Below are 24101 nucleotides of genomic sequence, written 5' to 3'. Positions count from 1 at the left end.
GAACGCGGATAGATATGCAGATGCATATGTTTATACATCAATTAAAATCTGTCAATCGAGTTGTTCGGGGGCAGGGGTCAGGAGGACCAATTGTTGGACTGTGCCAAATTCTCGAGCATTTGCGCCAATACCGCTCGGCAGGTTTCGCGATCTTCCGGCGTTGTCCCTGCGGTCACTTTTTCAAAATATTGTTCCATGGATGGCCAGCTATCGTGTAATTGCGCGCGGCCTTTGGACGTCAGTCTGACTTCGCGCCGTCGCTGGTCATGGTCCGGCGTTCGCCGTTCGACGATATCTTGCGAAACCATTGCGTCTATGGCCCGGCTGGTCGAAGATTGTTCGGAAAAGGTGCGTTCCGCTATCTCGTTGATCGTCAGTCCATCTTCGATTGCTAGAATCGACAACGTGCGCAGCGACACAAGATTGATCTTGTTTGCCTGCAGCATGCGATTTTGGGCCGCCTGCCCGAGGTTGGCGAGCCGGTTTACGAGATAGGGGAGATAATGCTCCAACTCCTCATATGATTTGGGCGGATTGGATTTGCTCATATTTTACTTTCCATCCCATCTGGGCCTAAGCGTGAGGACAAGGATAAAAGCGACGTTAAGGCGTCGCGCAAGTCCTGAGTGTTGGCCCGGTCGAACCATTCTTTGAGAAGCGCGTCATGGCGTTGCTGGGCCGCAAGATAAAGTTCAGCTCCTTTCGGAGTGATCCGTACGATGAATGCGCGCCGGTCGTCCGGCGATACGTCGCGGGTAATCAGTTTGTCGGCAGCCAGCCTGCGAACCAGCCCGGTAACATTGCCACCAGTCACCTTGAGGTGGCGCGACAGAACGACCTGCGTGAGGCCCTGGCGGAAACGGTAAAGCTGGGCCAGCACATCAAACTTCGCCAGCGTGAGGCCGAATTCTTTTCCAAGCGTCTGGTTCAGGCGGGAAAATACATCGCCATGAAAGTCCATTACCGCAAGCCATAGCTGTGCTTCGAGACCGCGCGCGTATCGCGGTTCTTCAGTGGCAGCTGCAGGTGGATCGGACTGGGGCATCATCATCTTGCCTTGTCACAAAAGGGTCGGAAGCACAGCATCTCTGGCTTCATGCTACCTTCCACTGACACGGGCAAGTTTTAATCAGGCGAACGACCGGATGGTCTGGATCAATCCATCGAGCTCATCGCCCTCCGCTTCGCGGATGGCCGTTTCGCGCAACCGGCGCGCCCATTCGGCTGCGTCGTCCCGATGGGCGATCGATTTGATCTCTTCGGTCACTTTCGCGAACTTTGAAACTCCTCGTGCGTGCGTGTCCGAATAGCCCTTGATCAGCCGCCGACATTGCAGCACCTCTACACCGAGTGCATAATTGTTTCTGGCAAGCTCGCTCGCCAGAGCCAGCCATGCATCGCGATGGGCGGTTTCTTCCTGATGCCGCAGCGACGCGCGTCGCCAGCTGCGCATACCGGCGACCAGATAGAGCATCATGAACCAACCCGGGGAATAGGTTCGCACTCTGCGCCCCTTGCTTATCCGCCGGTCCAGCCACCCGTAGAGTCCTGGGCGCTTCTGGAGCCAGCGGCCGAACCAGATTGGCGCAAGGCCGATGACCTCTTCGAGGCGCGGATGCATATATTCGGTCGTCTCGAACAACTGGTCCGGACGAAGGCCGATTTCCTGACCGATCCGGTTATGCCGCGCCGCCCGGGTCTTCAGATCGGCCACGCGAACGACGTCGTCATAAGCCATGGCGTTTGCGATATATTTTGCCGCATTGACGCTGAGCGCAAAATCCTGCTCTGCCCCGCCCAGACTGATGTCCAGCTGATGGATGGTCTCGACTTGGTCGATATATTCGGCACCATAGTCCAGATCCTGAAAGTCGATGACTTTTGCCAGGCCGATGCGCGCCATGGTCGCTACCTGCGGAGGGAAGCCCGTTTCTGCGCGGGTGACCAGCGGTTCAGCCCGCGGCGAAACCCGGCCCTTGGCAGCGGGTGTAATATGGACAGACGGATCCGCTTTTTGCGGAGGCGTGGCTTCTCCCGAGCCGCGCGCTTGGTCGAACGCCGCATCGAATGTCTTGATACTTGCAGCGACGCCCTTGCCATTGCCTTTGATGACGGCATGATAATCGGAGACGGCGAAGGGCAGCACGCCAGAGGCGGCAAGAGCCCCGAACATCGCCGATGAAATGACACTGCCATGGGCAGCGGCGAGGGCGTTCATGTCAAATATGATGCTATTCAGCGCCGTAACGTCCACCGCGTCGGTGACGGATCGGCTGTCGGCGATCCCTTCTCCCGGAGCGCTCTTTTCGCCAATCGCAAAGGAACGGTGGCTTGAAGCAATGAGAGTGGTGCGTTCAGGCGTCACAATACCGCGCAGGATCGAACGCCCGGCCTCGATAAATTCCGAAGCTATGACCACGTCCACGTCGCCAGGGGTTGGCATCTGTGCGAGGACGGGTCTCTTGCCGTCCTGTGGCCGCATGATCTCAACATAATAGATGGTAGCGCCAGTCCGCTGGGCCACACCGGGAACCGAAGTGGACTGCGCCACCCAGCCAGCATTTTCTGCCAGCGTGACAATCCAGCCGGTCAGCACGCCACCGCCTTGGCCGCCCATGGCGACAACCGCGATCGAGATCGGGCGTTCGGTGGCGTCTCCTGCCGATGCCAGGCGAAGTTTTACCGTTTCGTCACGCATCACGCGGCCTCCACAACGATGCGGCGGCGCTCGCGCCGGTTCTGCAGCGAGCTGATCAGCCCCATTGCGGCTTTGGCCTTGAAGCGGTCCCACCATGTCGGGTTATTGATGATGTCAGCGCGATAGAAGGAAGGGCACAGGACCGCAGCCTCCGAGACCTCGCCGCAGTTCCCGCATCCCACACAGCTATTGTCGATCGCGGCAACCGGGTCGTCACGCAGAGGATCGTCGAGCTGTTTGACCGAAAGGGACGGGCAGCCGGACAGCCGGATGCAGGCATGGTCTCCGGTACATACATCCTCATCGACGCCAAATCGCTGCTTGACGACGCGCTTGCCGTCCTTGACCGCCTTGGCCTCGATCGGGCGCACGCGGCGTTGCTTGTTGAGCATGCATTCCGACGATGCGATAATGATCTTTGGCCCTTCCGCCTTGGTGGTCAGGGCCTCGTGCAGCACCTTCTTCATTTTCCCAACATCATAGGTCCTGTCGACTTCCCGGACCCATGTCGCCCCCACGCCGCGAACCGCTTTTTCGATCGGATTGTTGGTCTTGCGCGACTTGTTGTGCGCGCGGGAGGACAGGATGTCCTGGCCTCCCGTGGCGGAAGAATAGAAATTGTCGACGATCAGGAAAACGCCGTCATGCTTGTTGTAAACAGCGTTGCCAATCCCGCTTGTCAGTCCGTTGTGCCAAAAACCGCCATCGCCCATGACCGCGATCGAACGCTTGCCGGTGCTGCGGCTGAACGCAGAAGCTGAAGCACCGCCAAGGCCAAAGCCCATCGTCGTGTTGCCGATGTTGAACGGCGGCAGGATGGAAAACAGATGGCAGCCGATATCGGCAGAAACATGATGTTCGCCCAGGTCCTGGTCAATCATCTTCATCGCCGCGAAAATAGGCCGCTCCGGACAGCCGGTGCACAGGCCTGGCGGCCGCGCAGGCACAACAGATTTCAGTTTTTTCACTGCCGGTTGGGCCAGCACCGGACGAGCGTCTGGACGGGGCGGGCGATTGCCCATGATATGGGGGTCGGTTTCCTCGAGAAAGGTCTCGAGCCCGTGCATGATAGCTTCGACCGAATAGTCGCCACCCATCGGTAGGACGTTCTTGCCGTAGATGGTTGCCGATGCGCCGCTGCGCCGGAGAACGGTATTGAGCGCCTGCTCGAGATATTCCGGCTGGCCTTCTTCCACCATCAATATGGCATCTTTGCCCTTTGCAAATTCTTCCATCTCGCTGTCGATCACCGGATAGGTGACATTCATTACGTAAAGCGGAATCTGGGTGTTTCCATAAGCATCGGACAGTCCGAGATATTGCAGAGCACGGATCACATTATTGTACATCCCGCCCTGTAACATGATGCCGACCTTGCCGGTTTCGGGTCCGAAAAATTCATTCAGCCAGTTGCTGCGGATGAAATCGATTGCCGCTGGCAGACGATGATGGATTTTCTCCTGTTCATGCTCATAGGCAGCGGGGGGCAGCACTATTCTCCCCAAGTCGCGCTTTGGTGTGTTCAGGGCATCGTCGATCGAGTAAGCAGGTTTGACATTGTCCTTGGCTATGAAACTGCCATGCATATGGCAGGTGCGCACGCGCACTTCGAGCATGACCGGGGTGTTCGATGCTTCCGACAGTTCAAAGCTTTTTTCGATCAGGTCTACGATCTGGCCGTGATCGGGGCGGGGATCCACCAGCCATATTTGTGATTTCATGGCAAAGGCGTGCGTGCGTTCCTGCATGATCGAGGAACCCTCGCCATAGTCTTCGCCAATGATCACGAGTGTACCGCCGGTTACGCCGCCCGAGGCAAGATTGGCCAAGGCATCCGAGGCGACATTTGTGCCAACCGTCGATTTCCAGGCGACTGCGCCCCGAAGGGGATACATGACCGAAGCGGAGAGCATTGCGGCGGCGGTGGATTCATTGGCAGAGCTCTGGAAATTCACACCCAGTTCGCCGAGGATATCTTGTGCGTCCGACAGCACGTCCATCAAGTGGGATATAGGTGAGCCCTGATAGCCGCCAACATAAGAAACGCCAGCCTGCAGCAACCCCTTGGTGATCGCTAGAATGGCCTCTCCCTTGAAGAGATCGCCATCTCCAAGGCGCAAATGCTCAACTTCTTTTGCGAACGATCTCTCTGCCATAACTATCACCTTTCAATATATGCAAATGCATAGATATGGAGGTGAAGTAAGTCAATGAGGAACGGATTCTAGTCCAGCGTCAGGTCGACCCTCTGTGCATTCATCGAAAAGCCGGGCATGTACCGACGGAGAATTTCCGCCTCTATTACCGTACGTTCGCTGGCATTGCTGGCCTTTGCCATTTCCGCATCGACCAGCGCTTCATCTCTGCCGAATTCGCGGATGCCGGCCAGATCGGCCCAGACCAGCCAGAAGGATTTTCCGTCCGCGGCAACCCAGCCGGGAGCGATCTGCGGTGCGTATGCGCGAGCGCCCGTATCATTGCCCGGCGTCCAGGCGGCATCTTCGTGAATTTGCCGCCAGGGTCCCCAGGGGTTTTTCGATACCCATATGCCGAGATAGCTTGGCTTGCCAAACTCGGTACCATCGGGTGCGCTGCCAATCCCCGCGCTCGCCATCATATATATCCCCAGCGGAGCGTTATAAACGACACTGGGTAACCAGGATTCCACGACCAGATCGCCGGGAAACAAATTGGTGTAGTTGACCCAGCCAAGCGGGAAATTGTGCACCGGCTGCCGATCGGCAATATCTGCTGACCAGCGAGCCGTGCCATTCCGGTCATGACCCGCAAAGAAGCGATAGGCGGAGCGGTCGAGCAGTCTGTTCTGGCGTACGCGGAACATGACGAGTTGATTCATCAGTCCGTCGACGCTGCCGTTCAGACCGTAAACATAAATATAGCCGTCCCGGTTTTCGGCATAAGCCTTGCCCTGCTGCAAGAAGGACAGCAGCGAAAAACAGCCATCCGGTTCGTTGAAGAAGGGGAAACTGACAGAGTTTTGTTGATCCCAGTCTTCCCATATTATCGGGCTCGATCCATTCTGGTTGTGCCAGGTCACGCCGCTATCCTTGGAATAGATGAGCTTGGCACCGGTCCAGCGGCGCGGACGGTCTTCGGCATCGTCCAGTGTTGCAAGAAACTGGTACAGATGCTGGCCGATGGCGATGACGCCATGGCCATAATAATGAGGCGCGCCTTCTGGATGGGCCGCACGATCGACGTTGGGATAGCCATCAAGCATCTGGAAGCGGACCGTTTCTGGCTCGCCTTCCATTTCCCACAGTCGTGTACTGTAAAAAGTTGCCGGTGGCGGTGCCCAGCCGGTGCCATCATTAACCACGACGATTTGCTTGCCGTTCGCTGCGATGGTCATCTTGTACCCATCGCCCAGGCCGCCGAGGCGCATGATCGAACTGTCATCGGGCAGGGCCCGCGTCACTTCCATGGCTTGGTTCAGATTGGAGCGGCGGGCAACGGCGGGGGATAAATATCCATCGCAAAGGGTCGCCAGACCGATCGCTAGAGACTTCCCCAGAAATTCACGTCTTTGAGTCATCAGAGATCCTCCGGGTCTGGCCGGATCGGAGCGGTCCGTGCTCCGATCCGAAAGCCAAGCGTTCATTCAATCTCGTCAGCGGTCTTCATTTCGATCGTGCCATCTTCGGTGATCTTGAAAAGCGGGTCCGTGCGCTCACAATAATATTCCTGAATTTCATATTCGGGATTGCGCCGGTAGCCGTAAGTAAATGTATAGGGCTCTTCCAGCATGACAGGATCTTCGATGGTGATCACGTCCTCCATCAGATCGGGACCTGTCAGGCGTATCCGTTCGGTGATAACCATTTCCCGGCTGTGCGGGATTTCAAAGAAAAGAACGTCTTCCTTCACGCCCTTGGTCGTTACGACCAGGGTGTCTCCTTCCCATTTCGCCGACGAAAACCCGTAATAGGACGGATTGATCTCATCGAGCGCGCGCATTGGCTTGTCGAGATAGATGCGCCGGGTCTGGGTCAGGAATTCTGCCAGAACAGTGACCTGACCGGGGGTCTGTAAAATCTCCAGCGGGAAGATCGCGCCCATGATCATCGGCATGCCTTCGGGCAGGCACTGGGTGCTCGGGTCCACCCGAGGCGTACCCGCCTTGAGAAGCGCATCCCGCTCGTCTCGAAGCTTCTTCCACTCCTTGGCATAGGGTTCTTTCAGGTTAGGGCCGTCACCAGGGACAGGAAGCTCAAGAAAGACATTTTCGTCACCTGCGAAGGGGTCGGGGTAAATTTCCCACACCCCCGTGATGTTCGGCACCTCGACCCGATCTCCAGCGACCGATGCAGGAGCAGCCTGAGCTGTTGACGGGGCCTTGGCATCGACTGAGGCGCAGGCACCGAGGGAAAATGCCACCGCTGTCAGCATGGTGAACTTGTGAAATACCATCTTTATCTCCTTTTTGACCGGACGTGCGGTCGGCCGCGCGCTATGTTCTTAAATTCTGTATATGTTCGAACGAACTACCAAGCGTTCAGGGTGCGGCCATCCGGGATTTTGATGGTCTTCAGCATGCCGCCAGGTTTGCCATTGCGCAGCGGGTAGAAGGTGACGTCGACCTTGTCGCCGGCCTTGATCGTATTGAACTTCCATCCGGCACGACCCATCATGTTGATGCTGTTGCATTCAAACACATAGCGCTTCACTTTTCCGTTTTCCCGAACGTTCACCACGACAAAGGAATGCGGATTGGTGTAGCGGAACTCGGAAACCGTGACATTTGCCTTCTTTGTGATCTGGGTCTGATCAAACATGGCAAAGGAGTGATGAGCAAGGGCTGGCGCCGCCAGGGCGGAGGCGAGCAGGCAAAAGCCGCCAATCGGTCCTGCAATTTTTCTGGATATATTCATTTCAGTCTCTCCTTATAGTAGCAACGTTCACAATCCTTCGCCTGGCACGCGGCTTAGCACCGCGTGTCCATGAATCTTTGCGATATCCTAAGGGGGCTCTGCTGCGACGGGCGTTCTGCCCGTCGCCGCCGTTTTTCCGCCTTACCTTCTGCGAACCGGTCCCCCATTACATATGGCAAGCGGGGTTGGGAGCACAGCTGATTGGCGTTGTGTAACCGTTACGAACTGGCTGAAACGCTCGGTTTACGGGCAACTGGTCAACAAATGACGCGAAAGCCTACGGTTTTTTACGTGTGCCTTGTCGAGAGACAGGGCTCGTCGAGGAGCCGTTTTCATATGTTACGCCTTAGCCATCAATTGTTGCATTAGTGCGTCATTGTTGTAATTTGTGAACTATGACCATCGACCAGAAGCAGCCGGATCGAGCGGGCATTGACCGGCACCATCAGCAAATAATCGAGCTTGCAGCAGATGCTCGAAGCGTTCTGGAGGGCAGCCGTTCAGATAAGCTGCTGCGTTTGTTTGACTATTTGCTTGAAAAATCTCTCTGTGGCGAGACACCCTCTGAGCAGCAGATTGCTGAAGAGGCTTTCGCCGAGGACTCCGGTCCGGATACATCGCAAGATGCCAACGTCCGGGTCTATGTATATCGGCTGCGCAAGTTGATCGATTCAACTTTCGCGGGCAAGCCCGGTCCCAGAATAGAAATTCCCGTTGGCAGCTACTGTATCAAGCTGGTTGATGGCGAGAAACCGGCTTCGTTGCTGCGCTTTGGAAGATGGGTGCGTGCATCTTCCCGGTCGCTTCCGGTCAGGGTCGCGCTATTGGGCGTGGCAGTTCTCACAATCGGGGGCTTGGCGCTGGTCTGGACCAGTCGCGATACGGATCCTCTGGCAGAAACCATGGCATGGCAGCCTTTCGCGGGCAATTCACGACCGCTCACGATCGTTATTGGCGATTATTATCTTTTTGCCAGATTGGATAGCAACAGAAGCAATGCAGATGCTGCGCCTCAGCTGGTCTGGGAAAGGTCTGTTCCCACGCGCGAAGATCTCACCATCTTCCAGATGCTAAACCCCACAAAGGTTGACGATTCTGCCGACTATAATCAGCAGCTTGTCAGCGGCGGAACAATCGCGGCATTGTCGAATGTCCGGGCTACGATATCGAGGGTTCCTGGGTTTCAGGGCAGATCCTTACGGTTGAAGGCAGCATCTCAGCTGACACCGGAAGTGCTGGCAAGTTCCGACATAATCTACGTCGGGCAGTTCAGTGGCATGCCGCTCTTGCTGCGCGACCCTCTGGTGCAAGCCTCAGGCTTTGAGGTGAGCAAGGGCAACGACGCATTGATAGATTCAGGCAATGGAGTACGCTATCAGTCGGATGGCATGGTCCTGACGGACGAACGGATCGCCAGGCGTGATTTCGCCTATATCGCCGGTTTCTCCGGCCCTGCAAATAATCGCATTTTGATTATTGCGGCTCTGGGTGATGCCGGGCTGAAAGAAGCGGCGGAGCTCGCTGGCGACCCGGATCAGTTGCTGGCGATCAAGGCTGATGCAAAGAGCAGGAAAAACGGGTTCGAGGCTCTTTATCGGGTGCGCACAATGAAGAATGTCAACATTGGCGCAACGCTGATTCTTGATCGGGTTCTGCGGCCCAACGGCATTTGGGACAATTCTGAAAATGTGCCAGCATATCGACCGATTGATACCTTCCAACTGAAGCAGACGAATCCGTGAACTGTCAGCAGGCCATTGTCCGAGACTAGAAATATTCTGGTCTTTCTCGCAATGTTCAAATGCTATATCTTGGGGCAGCGATATTACATGATATCAATTTTGCGCTCTTCGTTTATCGCCCTGTTTCTCACTGCAATGCCGCAGGCCGCGCATGCTGACCCGGTCGACGATCTGGTTCAGGCCGAAATGGCCGCAAGCAATACGCCGGGCGTAGCGATATCCATCATTCAAGAGGGCAAGCTTATGCGCGCCCAGGGCTTCGGGCAGGCGGATATCGAGCTGGGCGTCCCGGTACACAGCGATACGCTCTTCAAAACCGGCGCGACCGGCATGCAATTGACCGCTGCGGCGATTATGTTGCTGGTGGAAGATGGAAAATTGAATCTCGATGCGCCAGTCACCAAATATTTGAAGGGTGCGCCGCGAAAATGGCACAAGGTCACGATCCGCCAATTGCTGGACCACACCTCCGGTCTCCCGGCCACTCCGAATGGTGATTTTCGGACCGACTATACCACGGATCAGCTGCTTGCGATTATCGCGGCCGAGGATTTGAATTTTGGTGCCGGATCGCGTTGGCGCTTCAGCTATGCCGGATATATAGTATTGGGCTTCGTGATCGAGCAGATAACCGGTGAGCATTGGACGAAATTCGTCCAGCAGCGATTATTTGCCCCATTGGGCATGCATTCGGCCCGCGGGATCGACGAACTGGCAATCATTCCAAATCGGAGCGCTGGATATGAAGTTCGGCAGGGGAATTTACGTAACGCCGAATGGATCTCACAGACCGCAAATTCAACCGCTGATGGTTCTGTATATCTATCGGTGCTGGATTATGCGGCTTGGGTGCGCGCGGTTTCGCAGCGGCAGTTGCTTCGCCCCAGTTCCTGGAAAGAATTGGCGCAACCGGCAAAGCTCAATGACGGTTCGACCTGTGCCTATTCTCCGGGATGGTTTCTTTCCCCGGCGACGCAGTCGTGGTGGCATTCGGGTAGCTGGCAAGGCTTTCAGACCTATGCGCTGCGTTACCCCGGGCAAGACTTGACCATAGCCGTCTTTGCCAATGGTGAGGCCGCCGATGTGCAGCATGTTGCGCGGGGGCTGGCTGCTGTTGTCGATCCTGCATTGACCCGCGTCCGTGCTGCTCCCCGGCCAGATGCCGATCCCGCCACTACGGCAAGAGTCCGGAGTCTTCTCGAAGCTATCGCTTCAGGGCAGCCGGACTATGCGGATTATATTGATTTCGCTCGGCTCGACTTTGATGAACTGACGGCCCTCTATGGCGGGATGGTCAGCGAGCTTGGGGGAATGGAAGAGTTCGCCCTGTTCGACATGCGCAAGGGGTGCGCAGAAACCGCCTCTCGCTACCGGGCGCGCTACAAAGGCGGCATAGTAGAGGTGCGCATTGGCATGACCGACAACGGCAAGGTCAGCAATCTGGAGATGGTGCCCGTTCGCGAGTGGAACGAACCGCTTTAGATCTTTACCCTATTTCTGTGTCTTGATCCATTCGGCATATTCCGGGCGGCGCAGCTGAAGCAAATCCGTGCTACGTGTGTACCAGCCCGCACCGTGCATCCGCGCGACCAGGTTCATAGCCAAAGTATCGACATGTAGCCGGTCGGCATCGACCAGATCATCGTGAATATGGAAGCGCAAGACCTCACCCAGCACGACCGTCGTCAGGCCAGCCTCGACGCTTTGATAGAGCTGGCACTCCATCGACACCGGTGCCGAAGCGATCCGCGGTGGTGCGATCAGGCTGGATGGGGCGGTGGTGAGGTTCGCAGCGCCCAGCTCGTCAAAATCGGGCGGGGCATCAATGCAGGTCAAATTCATGTCCGCAGCGTCGATTTCGCTGACCAAATTCACGACGAACTCGCCTGTATCGAGGATATTGCGGGCGCTGTCTTTATGGCTGCCATCCGGGCGACGCATCAGTCCAAGCGCAACCAGCGGCGGTTCTGATCCCATCATGTTGAAGAAGCTGTAGGGTGCAGCGTTACGCACACCATCGGACGACAGCGTGGTCAGCCAGGCGATCGGCCGAGGGGTGATCGACGCGCTCATCAGCTTGTATCGATCCCCTGTTGCCAGCTTGGCAAAGTCGAATTCCATCAGCTTTCCTCTGTTCGACTGACGGCGCGCTTTGGAGCGACATCGACCGTCAGATTGAATACGTCAGGCCGGGCATAGTGGCCTGTGACATCAAAATCATATTTTCCGCGCACCACTTCGTCCGGGTCGATCCGGGCATAAAGAATCGTTTCGCCTGAAAAGTCCGGTCCGGCGAGAACCTCGCCAAGGGGAGCGACGATCATGCTGCCGCCGCGCATCAGCACGGAGTCGGGATCGTCGCCCAAAGCACAGTCGAAGTCGTCTGGATAGGCGCTGCGGGTAATATACTGACAGGCCGAGAGGACAAAACACCGTCCTTCCAGAGCGATATGCCGCATGGAGCCCGCCCATGCATCACGGTCGTCCGCCGTGGGTGCGCAGTACAGCGTGACGCCCTGATCATACATCGTCATGCGCAGCATTGGCATGTAATTTTCCCAGCAGATGACGGCCCCTATGCGACCGAGCGGCGTATCGATGACGGGCAGGGTGGAGCCATCGCCAAAGCCCCAGATCAGGCGTTCCGCGCCTGTCGGCATCAGTTTGCGGTGTTTGGCGACAAGGCCTTTCTCACCGTCAAAAAACAAAGCCGTGCAATAGACAGTGCCGCCTTCTCGTTCGATCACACCCATAACGATAAAAGCCCCTGTATCCGCAGTTGCTTCCGACAGCAGAGCGACTTCAGGACCATCGAGATCGATCGCCGATTCGTGATAAATTCTATACTCTTCCCGCCCTTCTGGCTTGCGCAGCCCGACCGGTGTACCGAACGAAGCGCCCTTGGGATAGCCTCCCAGAAAGGCTTCCGGAAACACCATCAATTTTGCGCCCTTCGCGGCGGCCTCACGGATCAGGCCGACCGCTTTTTCGGCCGAGGAAAGCGAGTCTTGCGGGAAGGAGGCCGCCTGGATCACGGCTGCTGAAAATGATTCTGACATAGTGCCCTCGTTCAATGATCGATTTCGTTGCCGCCCACCATAGTTCCATTTGACTTCTGTGCAATTTATTTTAAGCTTATAATAAATTGAGGAGGCACCGAATGTCTGACACCAGTTATGATCAATATCGAGAGGAGATGGCCGGCCGCGCCAATGTGACCGATACGCCCGATCGCGTGGCTTACTACAAACGCTTGTCCGAACTTGGGACCGGGGCGTTGTGGACGGTTGCGAACAAGATCGAGCCATGGGAGCCGGTGTCGACCTCGGTGCCTATGCTTTGGCGATATCGAGATCTCCGCGAGGACGTGCTGAAGGCACTTGATCTCGTAACCCCCGAAGAGGCGGGACGGCGTGTGGTCTATCTGGAGAACCCTGGGCGCAAGGACGTCATGGCTGCGGTCGGCTGGCTCTATTCCGGGTTGCAGGTGATGAAGCCTGGAGAATGCGCTTATTCCCACCGGCACAGCGCTTCCGCTTTGCGCTTCATTATGGAGGGTTCCGGAGCCTTTACGAATGTAGACGGACACAAGATGACGCTCGGCGCCAACGATTTTGTACTTACACCTAACGGGACGTGGCACGAACATGGCATTGCGGAGGACGGATCGATTTGTATCTGGCAGGACGGCCTCGACATTCCGATGATGAATGCACTCGAAGCGAATTTTTATGAGGTGCACCCCGATCTCAGCCATGCCGTCACCTATCCAGTGGATGATGCGGTTGGCTCTTGGGGCAACCCAGGCCTGCGCCCTTGGGGAGCGACGTGGGACAAGCGATATTCTCCGCTGCTGAAATATGAATGGGCGCCGACTTATGAAGCGCTGCAAAAATATGCGCAGGTCACCGACGGCTCGCCCTATGACGGTGTGCTGATGGAATATGTCAATCCCCAGACCGGCGGTCCGGTGATGATGACGATCGGGGCCCATATGCAGATGCTGCGCCCCGGTGAGCACACCAAAGCCCATCGGCAGACGGGCAGCTTTGTCTATCAGTGCTGCAAGGGCAAGGGCTGGTCGATTATCAACGGAAAGTGCTTCGACTGGCAGGAACGCGACATTTTCGTCGTCCCGGCCTGGATGTATCACGAACATGTCAATGCATCGGAGACGGAGGATGCCTGCCTGTTCGCTTTTCACGACCTGCCGGTGATGCGTGCTCTCGGTCTCTACCGCGAAGAAGCCTTCGGCGACAATGGCGGAAACCAGCCAATATTATCCTGATTTTCAAACCAAGGAACTATAATGAAACTTGTTACTTACCGGGCCTCGGTCGAGGCTGAAGCGCGTCTGGGAGCCATTGTTGGCGATGCCGTTCTGGATCTGGCTCGATTCGGGGTCGCCAAGGGCGTCGAACTGCCATCGACCATGCTGGAATTCATCGACCTTGGGCCCGCTGCCGTCGCCGCGGTTTCGTCGTTGGTTGCCGATTGCGGTGAGACTTTGCCCTTTGGCACTACGATACCGCTTGGCAATGCAAAGCTGCTCGCGCCGATTCCGCGGCCGCGCAAGAACGTATTTGGCATCGGTCTCAACTACACGGAACATGTCGCAGAAAGCGCCAAGTCACTAGACAGCTCCCCCGATCTCCCGCGCGAGCCAGTAATTTTTTCCAAACCGCCAACCACGGTGATCGGCCCAGGCGAACCGATCTTGCACAAAAGTGAGATTACACAGCAACTCGACTGGGAGGTTGAACTGGCAGCCATCATTGGCAGCCGGGCCAACGACGTCACTCGCGAAGAAGCCCTCGGCTATATCTTCGGCTATACGGTTTGCATTGATATGAGTGCGCGCGATTGCCGTCGCGCCGGTCAGTGGATCTATTCAAAGGGACAGGACAGCTATTGCCCGATGGGGCCAGTTGTGGTGACTGCCGACGAAATTACCGATCCCCAGACTCTTGACCTCTGGCTGACCGTAAACGGCGTGGAAAAACAGCGCAGCAATACCAGCCATATGCTGTTCAAGGTTGATGAACTGGTCGCTGATATCAGCAAGGGCATCACGCTCGAGCCGGGCGATATTATCGCCACCGGAACGCCTGCCGGCGTCGGAGCCGGGCGCGACCCCCAGGAATTTCTCTGGCCGGGTGATACGATTGTTGCCTGCGTCGAGGGTATTGGAACCTTGCGGCATCCCGTCGTTGCTGCCTGATCATTGTTGGTTGCGCGCGCTTGCACCGCTTCACGGCGGTGCAAGCGCTGCTTCAGTTGGCTGGAACGATATCATCCACCATGCGCAGACGAATCTCATCTGGCCAGGGAGTGGATTTCTGGGAGGCCATGTCCATGCAGACAAGGGTGGCATTGGCTTTCATCCGGTCCGTTCCGTCTGCAGAGAATAACGCTTCATAAGAACAGCTGCTTCGGCCGACCCGCGTCGGAGTTATATGGATAGTCAGCACATCACCAAGCATACTGGGCGCCATAAATTCTGCTTCAACTTGCACGGAAGGGACCCCGATACCCCGTTCAAGATGCATGGTCCGGAAATCGCTGCCCAGTGCCAGCGCGAACCAGTCTTCCACTGCTCCGTTCAGCATTTCAAAATAGCGCGGATAAAACACGATACCGGCGGCATCAACATGGGCAAAGCGGACCTGGGTAGAAGTCTGGAATGACATGCTCAGTGATCCGCGCTCAGTTCAGAGCGGACGCGACCGAGCAGTTGCGCCAACATGTCCATGTCGGATTCTGATACGCCGTCGAATATTTCGGCAATCCAGCGATGATGCGCCTCCGCTAAAATCATGAATCGCTCCTTCCCTGCGGCGGTCAGGGATACAATGGCGGATCGGGCATCTTCGGGGTTGATCTGTGTTTTAACCAGACCGCTTTCCTGCAATTGTCTGACGACGAGCGTGACATTCCCGTTTGATACAAGCAAAGCTCGTGACAGGGCGCTCATCCGCAAGCCCTCTGGCACCCGGTGAAGTGCGGCCAATACATCAAAGCGGGGAAGGGTGGTCTTGAACTCGTCTTCAAATCTCCGACGCAGCTGTTTTTCACCGATCTTGGCGCAAGTCAGCAGCCTGACCCACATCCGCAGTTCGGAAGATCCTGCCCCTGCAGGAAGGGCTTCTTCGTTGGACGTATTTGACAATGTAATGGCCTTACCTTCACTTCGTGCTTTATTTTTTTCGGTCATTGTGCGCTTTTTGCTTTTTCGGCAAGTCTGCGTGCCTGGTCCTGTCCCAATATATAAGGGGAAGGGACAAACTGCGTGTGGTCGTTGGCTGCGGCCGACGCGCGCAATGTCCAGACCGGATCGGCAAGATGGGGCCGCCCCATCGCCACAAGGTCAGCACGGCCGGCTGTGACAATGGAGTTGACCTGATCAGCCTCAAATATGTTGCCAACCGCGATGACGGGAATCCCGGATTCGTTGCGGATCTGGTCTGCAAAGGGAGTCTGGAACATCCGTCCGTAAACCGGTTTTGCGTCAGGGCTTGTCTCGCCTGCGGACACATCGATGAGGTCCACCCCGGCATTTTTAAGCGCGCGCGCGATGACAACTGCATCGGCTGGCGTGATGCCCCGCTCGCCCAGCCAGTCGTTCGCCGAAAAACGGACGGCCAGTGGTTTCGAGGAAGGCCATACCCGGCGTACGGCCTCAACTACACGGAGCGGATAGCGCAGACGGTTCTGCAGACTTCCGCCATGGCTGTCGGTCCGCGCATTGAGCGCGGGTGAAAGAAAACTCGCCAGCAATGTTCCATGCCCGGCATGGATCTCGATCATGTCAAACCCGGCTTTTTCCGCACGCTCCGCGGCTGAAACGAAATTCTGACAGATTCGGTCGAGATCAGCATCATTCGCTGCCCTGGGAACCAGGCCTCCTGGCCGCCAGGGTTGAGCAGATGCAGCGATCAGGGGCCATGGATCCTCCAGCGGAACATCCATGCCCTTGGTTCCCTCCGGTATCTGGCAACTTCCGCGTGGCCCGGCGTGGCTGAGCTGCGCGCACATTCGAGCCTTGCTGTGCTGATGAGCGAAGGTGACAATCTGTTGCCAGCTTTCCAGCTGCTCATCGTCGTAAAGTCCGGGGCAGGCGAGGGTGGTTCGGCCTTCGGAGGAAACCGCCAGGGATTCGGTGATAATCAGCCCCGCACCGCCCAATGCCCGCGCTCCATAATGCACCGGGTGAAAAGCTGTCGTGCATCCCTGCTCGTCGGCGCTGTAGGTCAGCATTGCAGGTACCACCACCCGGTTGGCCAAGTGCATGTCGCCCAGCGTAAAAGGCGTAAACATTGGTTGTGGCGGGATATGTTCTTGCAAGTTGTTGCCTGAAAACCAGCGCTCAACACCGCCCAGCCAATCGGGGTCACGGATCCTGAGATTCTCATGACTGACCCGCTGGCTACGGGTCATCAGCGAATAGGCGAATTGTGGCAGTTCGAATCCGATATAGCGGTCCAGCGTTTCAAACCATTCGGTCGAATTGCGGGCGCTGTTCTGAATCTTGAGCACTTCGATATGCCGCTGATCGCGATAGTCGCTCAGCGCGTTTTTTAGCGCTGCACGGTCACCAAGTCCCGGTCGATCAAGGACTTCAGCCAGCTTGATCGAGTCCTCAAGAGCCAGTTTTGTCCCCGAACCAATGGAAAAATGTGCGGTATGCGCGGCGTCGCCAAGCAGGACAACATTATCGAAGGACCAGTTTTCGCACACCACGCGGCGAAAATTGATCCAGGCAGCTGATCCGCGCAGATGGGTTGCGTTGGTGATGAGGGGATGGCCATCCAGGTGCCGTGCGAAAATCTTTTCGCACAAGGCGATCGATTCAGGCTGCTCCATATTTTCAAAGCCGAGGCCTTCCCAGGTTTCCGGCGAGCATTCGACGATGAAGGTGGAGTGGGTCTCGTCAAAGCGATAGGCATGCGCCCATATCCAGCCTGCATCTGTTTTTTCAAAAAGAAAGGCGAAGGCATCGAACTGTTTTGTGGTGCCGAGCCAGCAGAATTTGTTGGTTCGCTGGTCGATGGTGACACCCAGCTTTTCGGCATTGGCGGTCCGCACTTCGCTGTTGATGCCATCGGCTGCTACGACCAGATCAAAATCGGAAAAACGGGTCAGGTCGGCATCGAACGGAAATTCGTTATGAATGGTGACGCCCAACGCCTTCGCACGATCGCTCAAAATTTCGAGCAATCGCTTGCGACCGATGCCGATGAACCCGTGGCCGGAAGAGATCACGGACTGGCCGGAAACCTGCACCTCTATATCGTCCCAATGGGCAAGACTGCTGGCCATTTTCTCGGCGCTAACCGAATCATTTTGCATCAGATTCGTCATCGTCTGATCGGAAAAAACCACGCCCCAGCCAAAGGTCTCTCCCGAACGATTCCGCTCGAATACATGAATATCGTGTGCCGGATCGCGCAATTTTGCGGAAATCGCGAAATATAATCCGGCGGGGCCTCCACCCAAACAGGCTATCCGCATTGTAACATTCTCCTTTATTTCAAACTTAAAGGAAAACCAATTGCGCGCCAAGCGATAATATGCAGCTTGTTGTTAAGAGAGAGGATTCAGCAGGATCAGGCGACGGTTTGTCGGGCGGCTCGGCAGAGTTGTGACTTCGAATAGTGCCTCGAAATGCCGTGCTTTCCCCAATTTTTTCTTCAACGATGCCAAGGCTTCGGGAGAGTGCAGCAGATCGGCGATTGCTGCGGTTCCCCGATCACCGAGCCCCGCCATAATCACCAGCGTGCGGCCTCCGGGGCTCGCTTGTATAGAGAGATAGCCGTAATCGGGCTTGGCGTTGGCCCCTGTTGCGACATAGACCTGACCTTTGAAGACCGTTCCGTTCAGTTTGTCGGTAAGCTGATCGTAGGCTGTCAGCCGCAGGCGCGAATGGGAAAAAGCATATTGGTGTAGCATTCCCAGCTGCGACAACCTGCCGACATAAATGATATCGTGGGATTGCAGCTTTTCGGTACCGATCGATGAGACCGGCATCATTGCTGCGTCCTTTCTTTTGCCAATGGTCGATGCCGAAAGCGCTTCCTGTACTTTCCAGGCAATCTCCACTGTTTCGATTGGTGAAAATCTGAGGCCGAAATCGTAGAGTTCGTAGAACTTCTCCGGATGATCTATTAAAAAGCGACCAAATGTTTCGCGCGTCTGGACCTCGGGATTCAGTATCATGCGCTGGATAACGAGCTGGTCTTCCGTTTCGGCCAGCAGCAAATTGTCACCTATTGCAAATAGTGGATCGTGCCATGCGTTGGTTCCCGCAAAAAGGTCGGGTCGCGCATTGACAGCGGCTGACGTCCGGGAGCGGTCGGTGGGCCATATCTCCATCTGCCAGTTCGCGAAAATCAGGGCTGCACACAGAATGAACGACAGTCCAATGCTAAGCGTCGGATTCACCGTCAAGAGCCGAATGATACGGGTTAGCGGGCTAAGGTGTGGCTCTGGAGCGTCGACATCCTCTAGCAGAATCCGATATTCGCCTTTGGGGATGACCAGGCGGGTCCCCGATTTCCCGCGGTAGTAATCATCAATGCGCTTACGAAGGCGATGGACATAGACGCGGACGCCCGAATCCGTATTGGTGTCGAGAGAGGCCTTGTTCCCGAATAGCGCGAGGGCGATCTCAATTTCTTTTGGCGACCTTTCATCCATGGATCGTTCAACAAGTAAATCGAACAGCGCCACTTGGTTGGATGAACGGCCCTTCGCCAGAACCGCGCGAAACTTGGCTGTTTCACTATCGAAACGGGCTAGAAGATCTTTCTCCAGTTTCGGTTTCATCTATCCATTCGCCCAACTCCAGTTACAATCTTCATAAATCCGTCTGCAGGCCCGCGGATCGGTGCGCTGGCCTTCGCCATGGTAGTCACGCTGAGCCATCCGGCAATGGCCTTTGGCTAAAAGCCTATCACTGGCCCGGAATCGTTTTAGGTTGACCGGTTAACGATAACGCGCCTTGCCTTTATTTTAAACTTAAAGTATGCATATTCATATAGTGATTCGTATCGTTGTGTAAGCCCTTGCGGACTTCCGCACCGGTTTAGGCCATGCCTACACATCGAAACAGGTAGTGCTGTTGGCGTAGGCATTGCGCTCGACGGTGCGGCCTCTGGCGATAGTTGGAGCATGCTGTGGCAACTTGAAGGTTGATACTGGCGGGGTCCGCAACGCTTGTTCAATATTGCTGTTCTGCATCTTCATTCGCCCTTTGAGCTCGATATCCAAATCGTTTCAATTGTACCGAATGTGAAACAAAGAAAGGTAAATATACAGTATTGTTTACATTTTGTGATTAGGCTATCCATTTGTGCGAATCGACGAAGTTCTAATCCGATTTGTGTGTAGGTGGCGTCATCAGGGAGGTGGCACATCGCTTTTGACCGTCTTGAAATATTAAAATTGACGGCATTTTTGATGTTAAGTTAACGAGGGAGTTTTATTTTGACCGGGAACCAGACCAACAGCCGTGCGCTTTTTATAAAAGCCTTTATGTTATCGAGCGCGGCTATTCCGCTCTCCATGGCAATGCCCGCATATGGACAGGCCACACAGGCCGACAATGTTCAAAATTCTGATAGCGAGACGGCATTCCCGGGGGAAATCGTTGTCACGGCAACCCGCAAATCAACGGTGCTCAGCCGAACTCCGGCAAGCATCGTCGCCAAGGGCCAGCAAGAACTGGACGTCCAGGGCGTCCGTTCGATTGCTGATATTGCCTCGATAACGCCGGGCATCACATTTGGACAGAGCGCGACGGTGTACGGCACCGGCCAGACGACGATTGCAATCCGCGGGGTCGATTCCCAATCCGGAATTCCCACCACGGGCATTTACATCGATGATACGCCGGTACAGACTCGGGTTGGCGTCAGTCCGTCGCTGGGAAATGTCTATCCTCAGGTGTTTGATCTCGAACGGGTCGAAGTGTTGCGCGGACCACAGGGTACCCTGTTCGGCAGCGGTTCGGTCGGCGGTGCCATTCGCTTTATCATGCCCAAGCCCAATTATGATGACTTGAGCGTCTATGCGCGGTCCGAATTGGCGACCACCAAACATGGTTCTGCGAGTTACGAAGGCGGTGTGGCCGTGGGCGCGCCAATTGTACAAGACAAGATCGCATTCAGGGCCAGTGCGTGGCTAAGGCGCGATGGCGGCTATATTGACAGGCTTGATCCTTACACCAAGCAGCTGGTTCGCAAGGACAGCAACAGCCAGGACAGTTTTTCCGCAAGGCTCGCTTTGGGCTTCCGGCTGGGTGATATGCTCACGGTGACGCCATCGATCTATCATCAGGATCTCAAAATCAACGACGGAGCAAGGTTCGAACTGGCGACTTCCAACCGTGAATCGGGTGATCTGCGTCTCAGCCTGAACCAGCGTGCGGAGCCGCGCAAAGACAAGTTCACCTTGCCTGCCCTGAAGGCAGAACTCGATCTTGGCGGCGTAGCGCTGATTTCGGATACGTCCTATTTCCATCGCACGACGGAAACGATCAACGACGACACCTCGCTGAGCTACGTCTTCTCGGGCGGCTTCACCGGAGGTCCGTTCCCGGCAGGCTTCGAGAACTACGCGCCGAGTACATTGAATGAGACCAAGCAGACAGCATTTACACAAGAACTGCGTCTGCAGGATAATAACCAGTCCGATCGGCTGAACTGGATCGCTGGCTTGTTCTACCAGAAGTCATATGTGCGTGATCAATACGCGGCCAGTGATGATCGTTTGCTCGACGTGATCAATCTGTTTCAGGATGCGATCGGCGAAGCGCCATTCGCCAGTCTTACCGATTCGTTTTTCGGAACCGAACTCTATCAAGGAAAATTTTCGAATTTTGCGCGCAACGAGCACCGCGACAAGCAATATGCTGCCTATGCCCAGGCTGACTATGAAGTCATTGATCGGCTTAAGCTGACCGCAGGCGTGCGTTATACGATTGCGAAATACGACTTCACCGGCTTTGGCGCAGGGCCGGTCCTTTCCAGCGATGGTCAGACGGACACGGCTAATACGACCAGCAAGACTTTCACTCCGAAATTTGGCGTCTCTTTCCAGGCTGATCAAAACAATCTGTTTTACGCAAGCGCCAGCAAAGGTGTGCGCGGATCTGGTGTTGCACCACCAGTCGGCGGCAACTGTATTGCCGACGCCGCAGCGATCGGGATCGACCCTTACACTACGCGCGACGTAGACCCTGATTCCATCTGGAGCTATGAAGTCGGCAGCAAAAATCGGCTGTTTGATGGAAAGCTGGCAGTTGACCTTTCAGCCTACCGGGTTGACTGGAAGAATGTACAGACCCTGATCATCTTGCCACAGTGTACGATCCAGACCACGCTCAATCTCGGAACTGCCAAGATTGACGGTGTCGATCTGGCGCTTTCGATCCGGCCGATCACCGGGCTGACCGTGGGTGCTTCGGCTTCCTACGTAAATGCGCGATTTACCTCATCGATCCCGGGGCCAGGCAATACCGTGATCAGAAAAGCAGGCGAGCCGTTCCCCGGAGTGGCGCCTTGGACAATCCAGCTCAACGGTGAATATGTTCAGCCTGTCGGAGACGCGGAACTCTATGGTCGCGCCGATTTCAGCTACAGCAGCCGGATCAAGGAGCCTCTCGATCTCAACTCGCCGCTGACGGATCCGAACTTGCCGCGTCCGCCAGCGACCTCGCAGCTCGATCTGCGTTTGGGAAGCAAATTTTATCTTTCCGATGATACAAGCATGGATGTCAGCCTCTTCGTGAATAACGTTACCAACAGTCAACCTCTGCTGGCGCTATTCCATGAAACTCCGGACTCGATATACTATCGTGCCGGTACCTTCCGTCCCCGCACCATCGGCTTGACGGTCTCGCTCAGAAAATAGTCTGACGCACAATCTGCAGCGAAGTTCTTCCTCTCCGAACTTCGTCCAACTTTCTGCTCCGGCGCCGCACTAGCGGCTCCGGAGCTCTTTTTTTGCGCAGGGGAATGTCGTCGTGTCCTGCACTGATTTGCGTCAGCCGGCCGGATATCCGCTCCAGCTCTTGATTGTGCGGATGGCGAAACTGGACCGCATTGCACTAACCCCCGGCAATCGGGACAGACAATCGCGATGAATTCGGTCGAACTGTTCGAGATCGCTTGCTGCGATGCGCAAAATATAGTCGGCATTCCCTGACATCAGATGGCATTCCAAAATATCGCGGAACTCCCCTACAGCTTGCTCAAAAGCGTCCATCGCTTCGCTGCTTTGGCTGGTGAGGGTGATTTCGACGAATGCCTGGAGATTGAGTCCCAGTCGTTGCGGGTCGAGCACGGCCGAGTAGCGAATGATCAGGCCGGCCGATTCCAGCGATTTGATCCTGCGGTGGCAGGCCGAAGTGGAAGCACCGACAAACTCAGCCAATTCCGCGACGGAACGTGCCGAGTCGTCTTGCAGGGCAAAAAGCAGCGATTTGTCGATCTGATCCATATAATAAATCCCGTAAAAACATCATTAAGTGGGATATATTACCATATTTCGTCGAACTGGCCACTCCTTTGGCAAGAATCTTCACGCCAAAATCTCTATATATTTCTTCTTTAATTCTGAGGGAGAACTTCAATGCGCGTTGGTACAGTCAAAGAAATCAAGAATCATGAATATCGCGTCGGCCTGACGCCGGAAAGCGTTCACGAACTGACCGCCAACGGGCATGAGGTTTGGGTGGAAACCGGTGCCGGCGAAGGCATTGGTGCTGATGACGACGAGTATATCGCTGCTGGTGCCGCGATAAAGGCGACCGCCTCTGAAATTTTCGCCGAATGTGGAATGGTGGTTAAAGTCAAGGAGCCACAACCCGTTGAACGCGCGCAGTTGCGCAAGGGACAGATATTGTACACCTATCTGCACTTGGCGCCCGATGCAGAACAGACCGCCGACCTTATTAAATCTGGGGTTACGGCGATTGCCTATGAAACCGTGACAAGCGCAGATAATTCCTTGCCGCTGCTCAAGCCAATGAGCCAGGTCGCCGGTCGCATGTCGATCCAGGCTGGCGCTTCGGCGTTGGAAAAAGCTCATGGCGGCCGCGGCGTGCTGCTGGGCGGTGTCCCGGGAGTTCTGCCGGCCAAGGTGGTCGTCATTGGCGGCGGGGTCGTCGGTTTCAATGCTGCACAAATGGCGGTTGGTCTGGGTGCGAATGTTACCATTCTTGACCGTGATCCGGCGGTGCTTGAACGGCTCGACAGCCATTTTGAAGGCCGTGCGCGCACCCTGTTTTCCGGCCGTGCCGCTCTGGCTGCTGAGGTGGCGCAAGCTGATCTGGTGATTGGCGCGGTGCTGGTTCCAGGCGCTGCCGCACCGAAATTGGTGACTCGCGATATGCTTTCGACGATGCAGCCCGGCGCGGTGCTGGTTGACGTGGCGATCGATCAGGGTGGATGTTTCGAAACGTCCCGCGCGACCACGCACGACGACCCGACCTATGTCATTGATGGCATCGTGCACTATTGTGTCGCCAACATGCCGGGCGCAGTTGCCCGTACCAGCACCTATGCGCTGAACAATGTTACTCTGCCGCACGCATTACGTATCGCCAATCAGGGTTGGAAGGCTGCGTTGAGAGCCAATCCCTATCTAGCCGCCGGATTGAATGTCCACGAAGGGCACGTAACTTACGAGGCGGTCGCGCATGATCTGGGCTATGAATATGTCCCGGTCGATACGCTGATCGCCTAACCAAGCAGCATGTTCGTGACG

20 protein-coding genes are annotated in these 24101 nt (G+C 55.9%); 6 read left to right on the top strand and 14 right to left on the bottom strand.

What is annotated here, in order from left to right:
* Positions 1 to 77: 77 nt before the first annotated feature.
* The 7 genes from ACN0WW_RS13285 to ACN0WW_RS13255 all read right to left on the bottom strand — a co-directional run bounded on the left by ACN0WW_RS13285 (position 78) and on the right by ACN0WW_RS13255 (position 7590).
* Positions 78 to 548, bottom strand: a complete 471-nt coding sequence (locus tag ACN0WW_RS13285; protein WP_417613286.1) for a MarR family winged helix-turn-helix transcriptional regulator — start codon at positions 546 to 548, stop codon at positions 78 to 80.
* Positions 545 to 961 (bottom strand): MarR family winged helix-turn-helix transcriptional regulator, encoded by a 417-nt coding sequence (locus tag ACN0WW_RS13280; protein ID WP_417613284.1) that lies wholly within the window; start codon positions 959 to 961, stop codon positions 545 to 547. The genes ACN0WW_RS13285 and ACN0WW_RS13280 overlap by 4 nt, the downstream gene beginning before the upstream one ends.
* A 168-nt stretch (positions 962 to 1129) precedes the next feature.
* On the bottom strand, positions 1130 to 2698 hold the full coding sequence (locus ACN0WW_RS13275; RefSeq protein ID WP_417613282.1) for an indolepyruvate oxidoreductase subunit beta family protein: 1569 nt from the start codon (positions 2696 to 2698) through the stop codon (positions 1130 to 1132).
* Positions 2698 to 4854 carry a thiamine pyrophosphate-dependent enzyme gene (locus ACN0WW_RS13270; RefSeq protein WP_417613280.1) on the bottom strand — a complete coding sequence of 719 codons (2157 nt, stop codon included), beginning with the start codon at positions 4852 to 4854 and terminating at the stop codon, positions 2698 to 2700. Before ACN0WW_RS13270 ends, ACN0WW_RS13275 begins: the two co-directional genes overlap by 1 nt.
* Before the next feature lie 68 nt (positions 4855 to 4922).
* Positions 4923 to 6254: a DUF4185 domain-containing protein gene (locus tag ACN0WW_RS13265; RefSeq protein WP_417613279.1), complete on the bottom strand. Its 1332-nt coding sequence runs from the start codon at positions 6252 to 6254 to the stop codon at positions 4923 to 4925.
* Between the two features lie 62 nt (positions 6255 to 6316).
* Positions 6317 to 7129, bottom strand: coding sequence for a hypothetical protein (locus ACN0WW_RS13260; protein ID WP_417613277.1), 813 nt, complete (start codon positions 7127 to 7129; stop codon positions 6317 to 6319).
* A gap of 74 nt (positions 7130 to 7203) precedes the next feature.
* Entirely contained in the window at positions 7204 to 7590 is a 387-nt protein-coding gene (locus ACN0WW_RS13255) for a DUF6152 family protein (RefSeq protein WP_417613275.1), read from the bottom strand.
* Between the two features lie 395 nt (positions 7591 to 7985).
* Between ACN0WW_RS13255 and ACN0WW_RS13250 the strand changes: the two genes are divergently transcribed.
* Positions 7986 to 9332: a hypothetical protein gene (locus ACN0WW_RS13250; protein WP_417613273.1), complete on the top strand. Its 1347-nt coding sequence runs from the start codon at positions 7986 to 7988 to the stop codon at positions 9330 to 9332.
* Positions 9333 to 9419: 87 nt separating this feature from the next.
* A complete protein-coding gene (locus tag ACN0WW_RS13245; protein ID WP_417613271.1) occupies positions 9420 to 10814 on the top strand; it encodes a serine hydrolase domain-containing protein in 1395 nt (464 codons plus the stop codon).
* A 9-nt stretch (positions 10815 to 10823) separates the two neighbouring features.
* On the opposite strand, the gene ACN0WW_RS13240 is transcribed toward ACN0WW_RS13245, so the two are convergent.
* Complete coding sequence (locus tag ACN0WW_RS13240; protein WP_417613269.1) at positions 10824 to 11453, bottom strand: flavin reductase family protein; 630 nt, start codon at positions 11451 to 11453, stop codon at positions 10824 to 10826.
* Positions 11453 to 12391 (bottom strand): carbon-nitrogen hydrolase family protein, encoded by a 939-nt coding sequence (locus tag ACN0WW_RS13235; RefSeq protein ID WP_417613267.1) that lies wholly within the window; start codon positions 12389 to 12391, stop codon positions 11453 to 11455. Before ACN0WW_RS13235 ends, ACN0WW_RS13240 begins: the two co-directional genes overlap by 1 nt.
* Before the next feature lie 101 nt (positions 12392 to 12492).
* On the opposite strand from ACN0WW_RS13235, the gene ACN0WW_RS13230 reads away from it, so the two are divergent.
* Together ACN0WW_RS13230 and ACN0WW_RS13225 are read left to right on the top strand one after the other, a co-directional pair.
* Complete coding sequence (locus tag ACN0WW_RS13230; protein WP_417613265.1) at positions 12493 to 13620, top strand: cupin domain-containing protein; 1128 nt, start codon at positions 12493 to 12495, stop codon at positions 13618 to 13620.
* A 21-nt stretch (positions 13621 to 13641) separates the two neighbouring features.
* Entirely contained in the window at positions 13642 to 14553 is a 912-nt protein-coding gene (locus tag ACN0WW_RS13225; protein WP_417613263.1) for a fumarylacetoacetate hydrolase family protein, read from the top strand.
* 52 nt (positions 14554 to 14605) lie between these two features.
* On the opposite strand, the gene ACN0WW_RS13220 is transcribed toward ACN0WW_RS13225, so the two are convergent.
* From ACN0WW_RS13220 to ACN0WW_RS13205, 4 genes are all read right to left on the bottom strand, one after another.
* Positions 14606 to 15022, bottom strand: coding sequence for an acyl-CoA thioesterase (locus ACN0WW_RS13220; protein ID WP_417613261.1), 417 nt, complete (start codon positions 15020 to 15022; stop codon positions 14606 to 14608).
* Between the two features lie 2 nt (positions 15023 to 15024).
* The gene (locus ACN0WW_RS13215; protein ID WP_417613259.1) at positions 15025 to 15546 is read right to left on the bottom strand and encodes a MarR family winged helix-turn-helix transcriptional regulator; all 522 of its coding nucleotides are present in this window, start codon (positions 15544 to 15546) and stop codon (positions 15025 to 15027) included.
* Complete coding sequence (locus ACN0WW_RS13210) at positions 15543 to 17843, bottom strand: bifunctional salicylyl-CoA 5-hydroxylase/oxidoreductase (RefSeq protein ID WP_417613257.1); 2301 nt, start codon at positions 17841 to 17843, stop codon at positions 15543 to 15545. The genes ACN0WW_RS13215 and ACN0WW_RS13210 overlap by 4 nt, the downstream gene beginning before the upstream one ends.
* Positions 17844 to 17915: 72 nt before the next feature.
* A complete protein-coding gene (locus tag ACN0WW_RS13205) occupies positions 17916 to 19157 on the bottom strand; it encodes a hypothetical protein (protein WP_417613255.1) in 1242 nt (413 codons plus the stop codon).
* Between the two features lie 738 nt (positions 19158 to 19895).
* On the opposite strand from ACN0WW_RS13205, the gene ACN0WW_RS13200 reads away from it, so the two are divergent.
* Positions 19896 to 22244 (top strand): TonB-dependent receptor, encoded by a 2349-nt coding sequence (locus ACN0WW_RS13200; protein ID WP_417613253.1) that lies wholly within the window; start codon positions 19896 to 19898, stop codon positions 22242 to 22244.
* 132 nt (positions 22245 to 22376) lie between these two features.
* Here the strand turns inward: ACN0WW_RS13200 and ACN0WW_RS13195 are convergent, their stop codons facing one another.
* Positions 22377 to 22832 carry an Lrp/AsnC family transcriptional regulator gene (locus ACN0WW_RS13195; RefSeq protein WP_417613251.1) on the bottom strand — a complete coding sequence of 152 codons (456 nt, stop codon included), beginning with the start codon at positions 22830 to 22832 and terminating at the stop codon, positions 22377 to 22379.
* Positions 22833 to 22964: 132 nt separating this feature from the next.
* Here ACN0WW_RS13195 and ald point away from each other — a divergent pair, with 132 nt between their 5' ends.
* Positions 22965 to 24080 (top strand): alanine dehydrogenase, encoded by a 1116-nt coding sequence (ald, locus tag ACN0WW_RS13190; RefSeq protein WP_417613249.1) that lies wholly within the window; start codon positions 22965 to 22967, stop codon positions 24078 to 24080.
* Positions 24081 to 24101 lie beyond the last annotated feature (21 nt).

Origin of the sequence: Parasphingorhabdus sp. (assembly GCF_048269865.1) — a bacterium.
GTDB lineage: Bacteria > Pseudomonadota > Alphaproteobacteria > Sphingomonadales > Sphingomonadaceae > Parasphingorhabdus.
The sequence above is the reverse complement of the archived record's forward strand: the minus strand, read 5'-3'. Positions and strand labels throughout refer to the sequence as shown.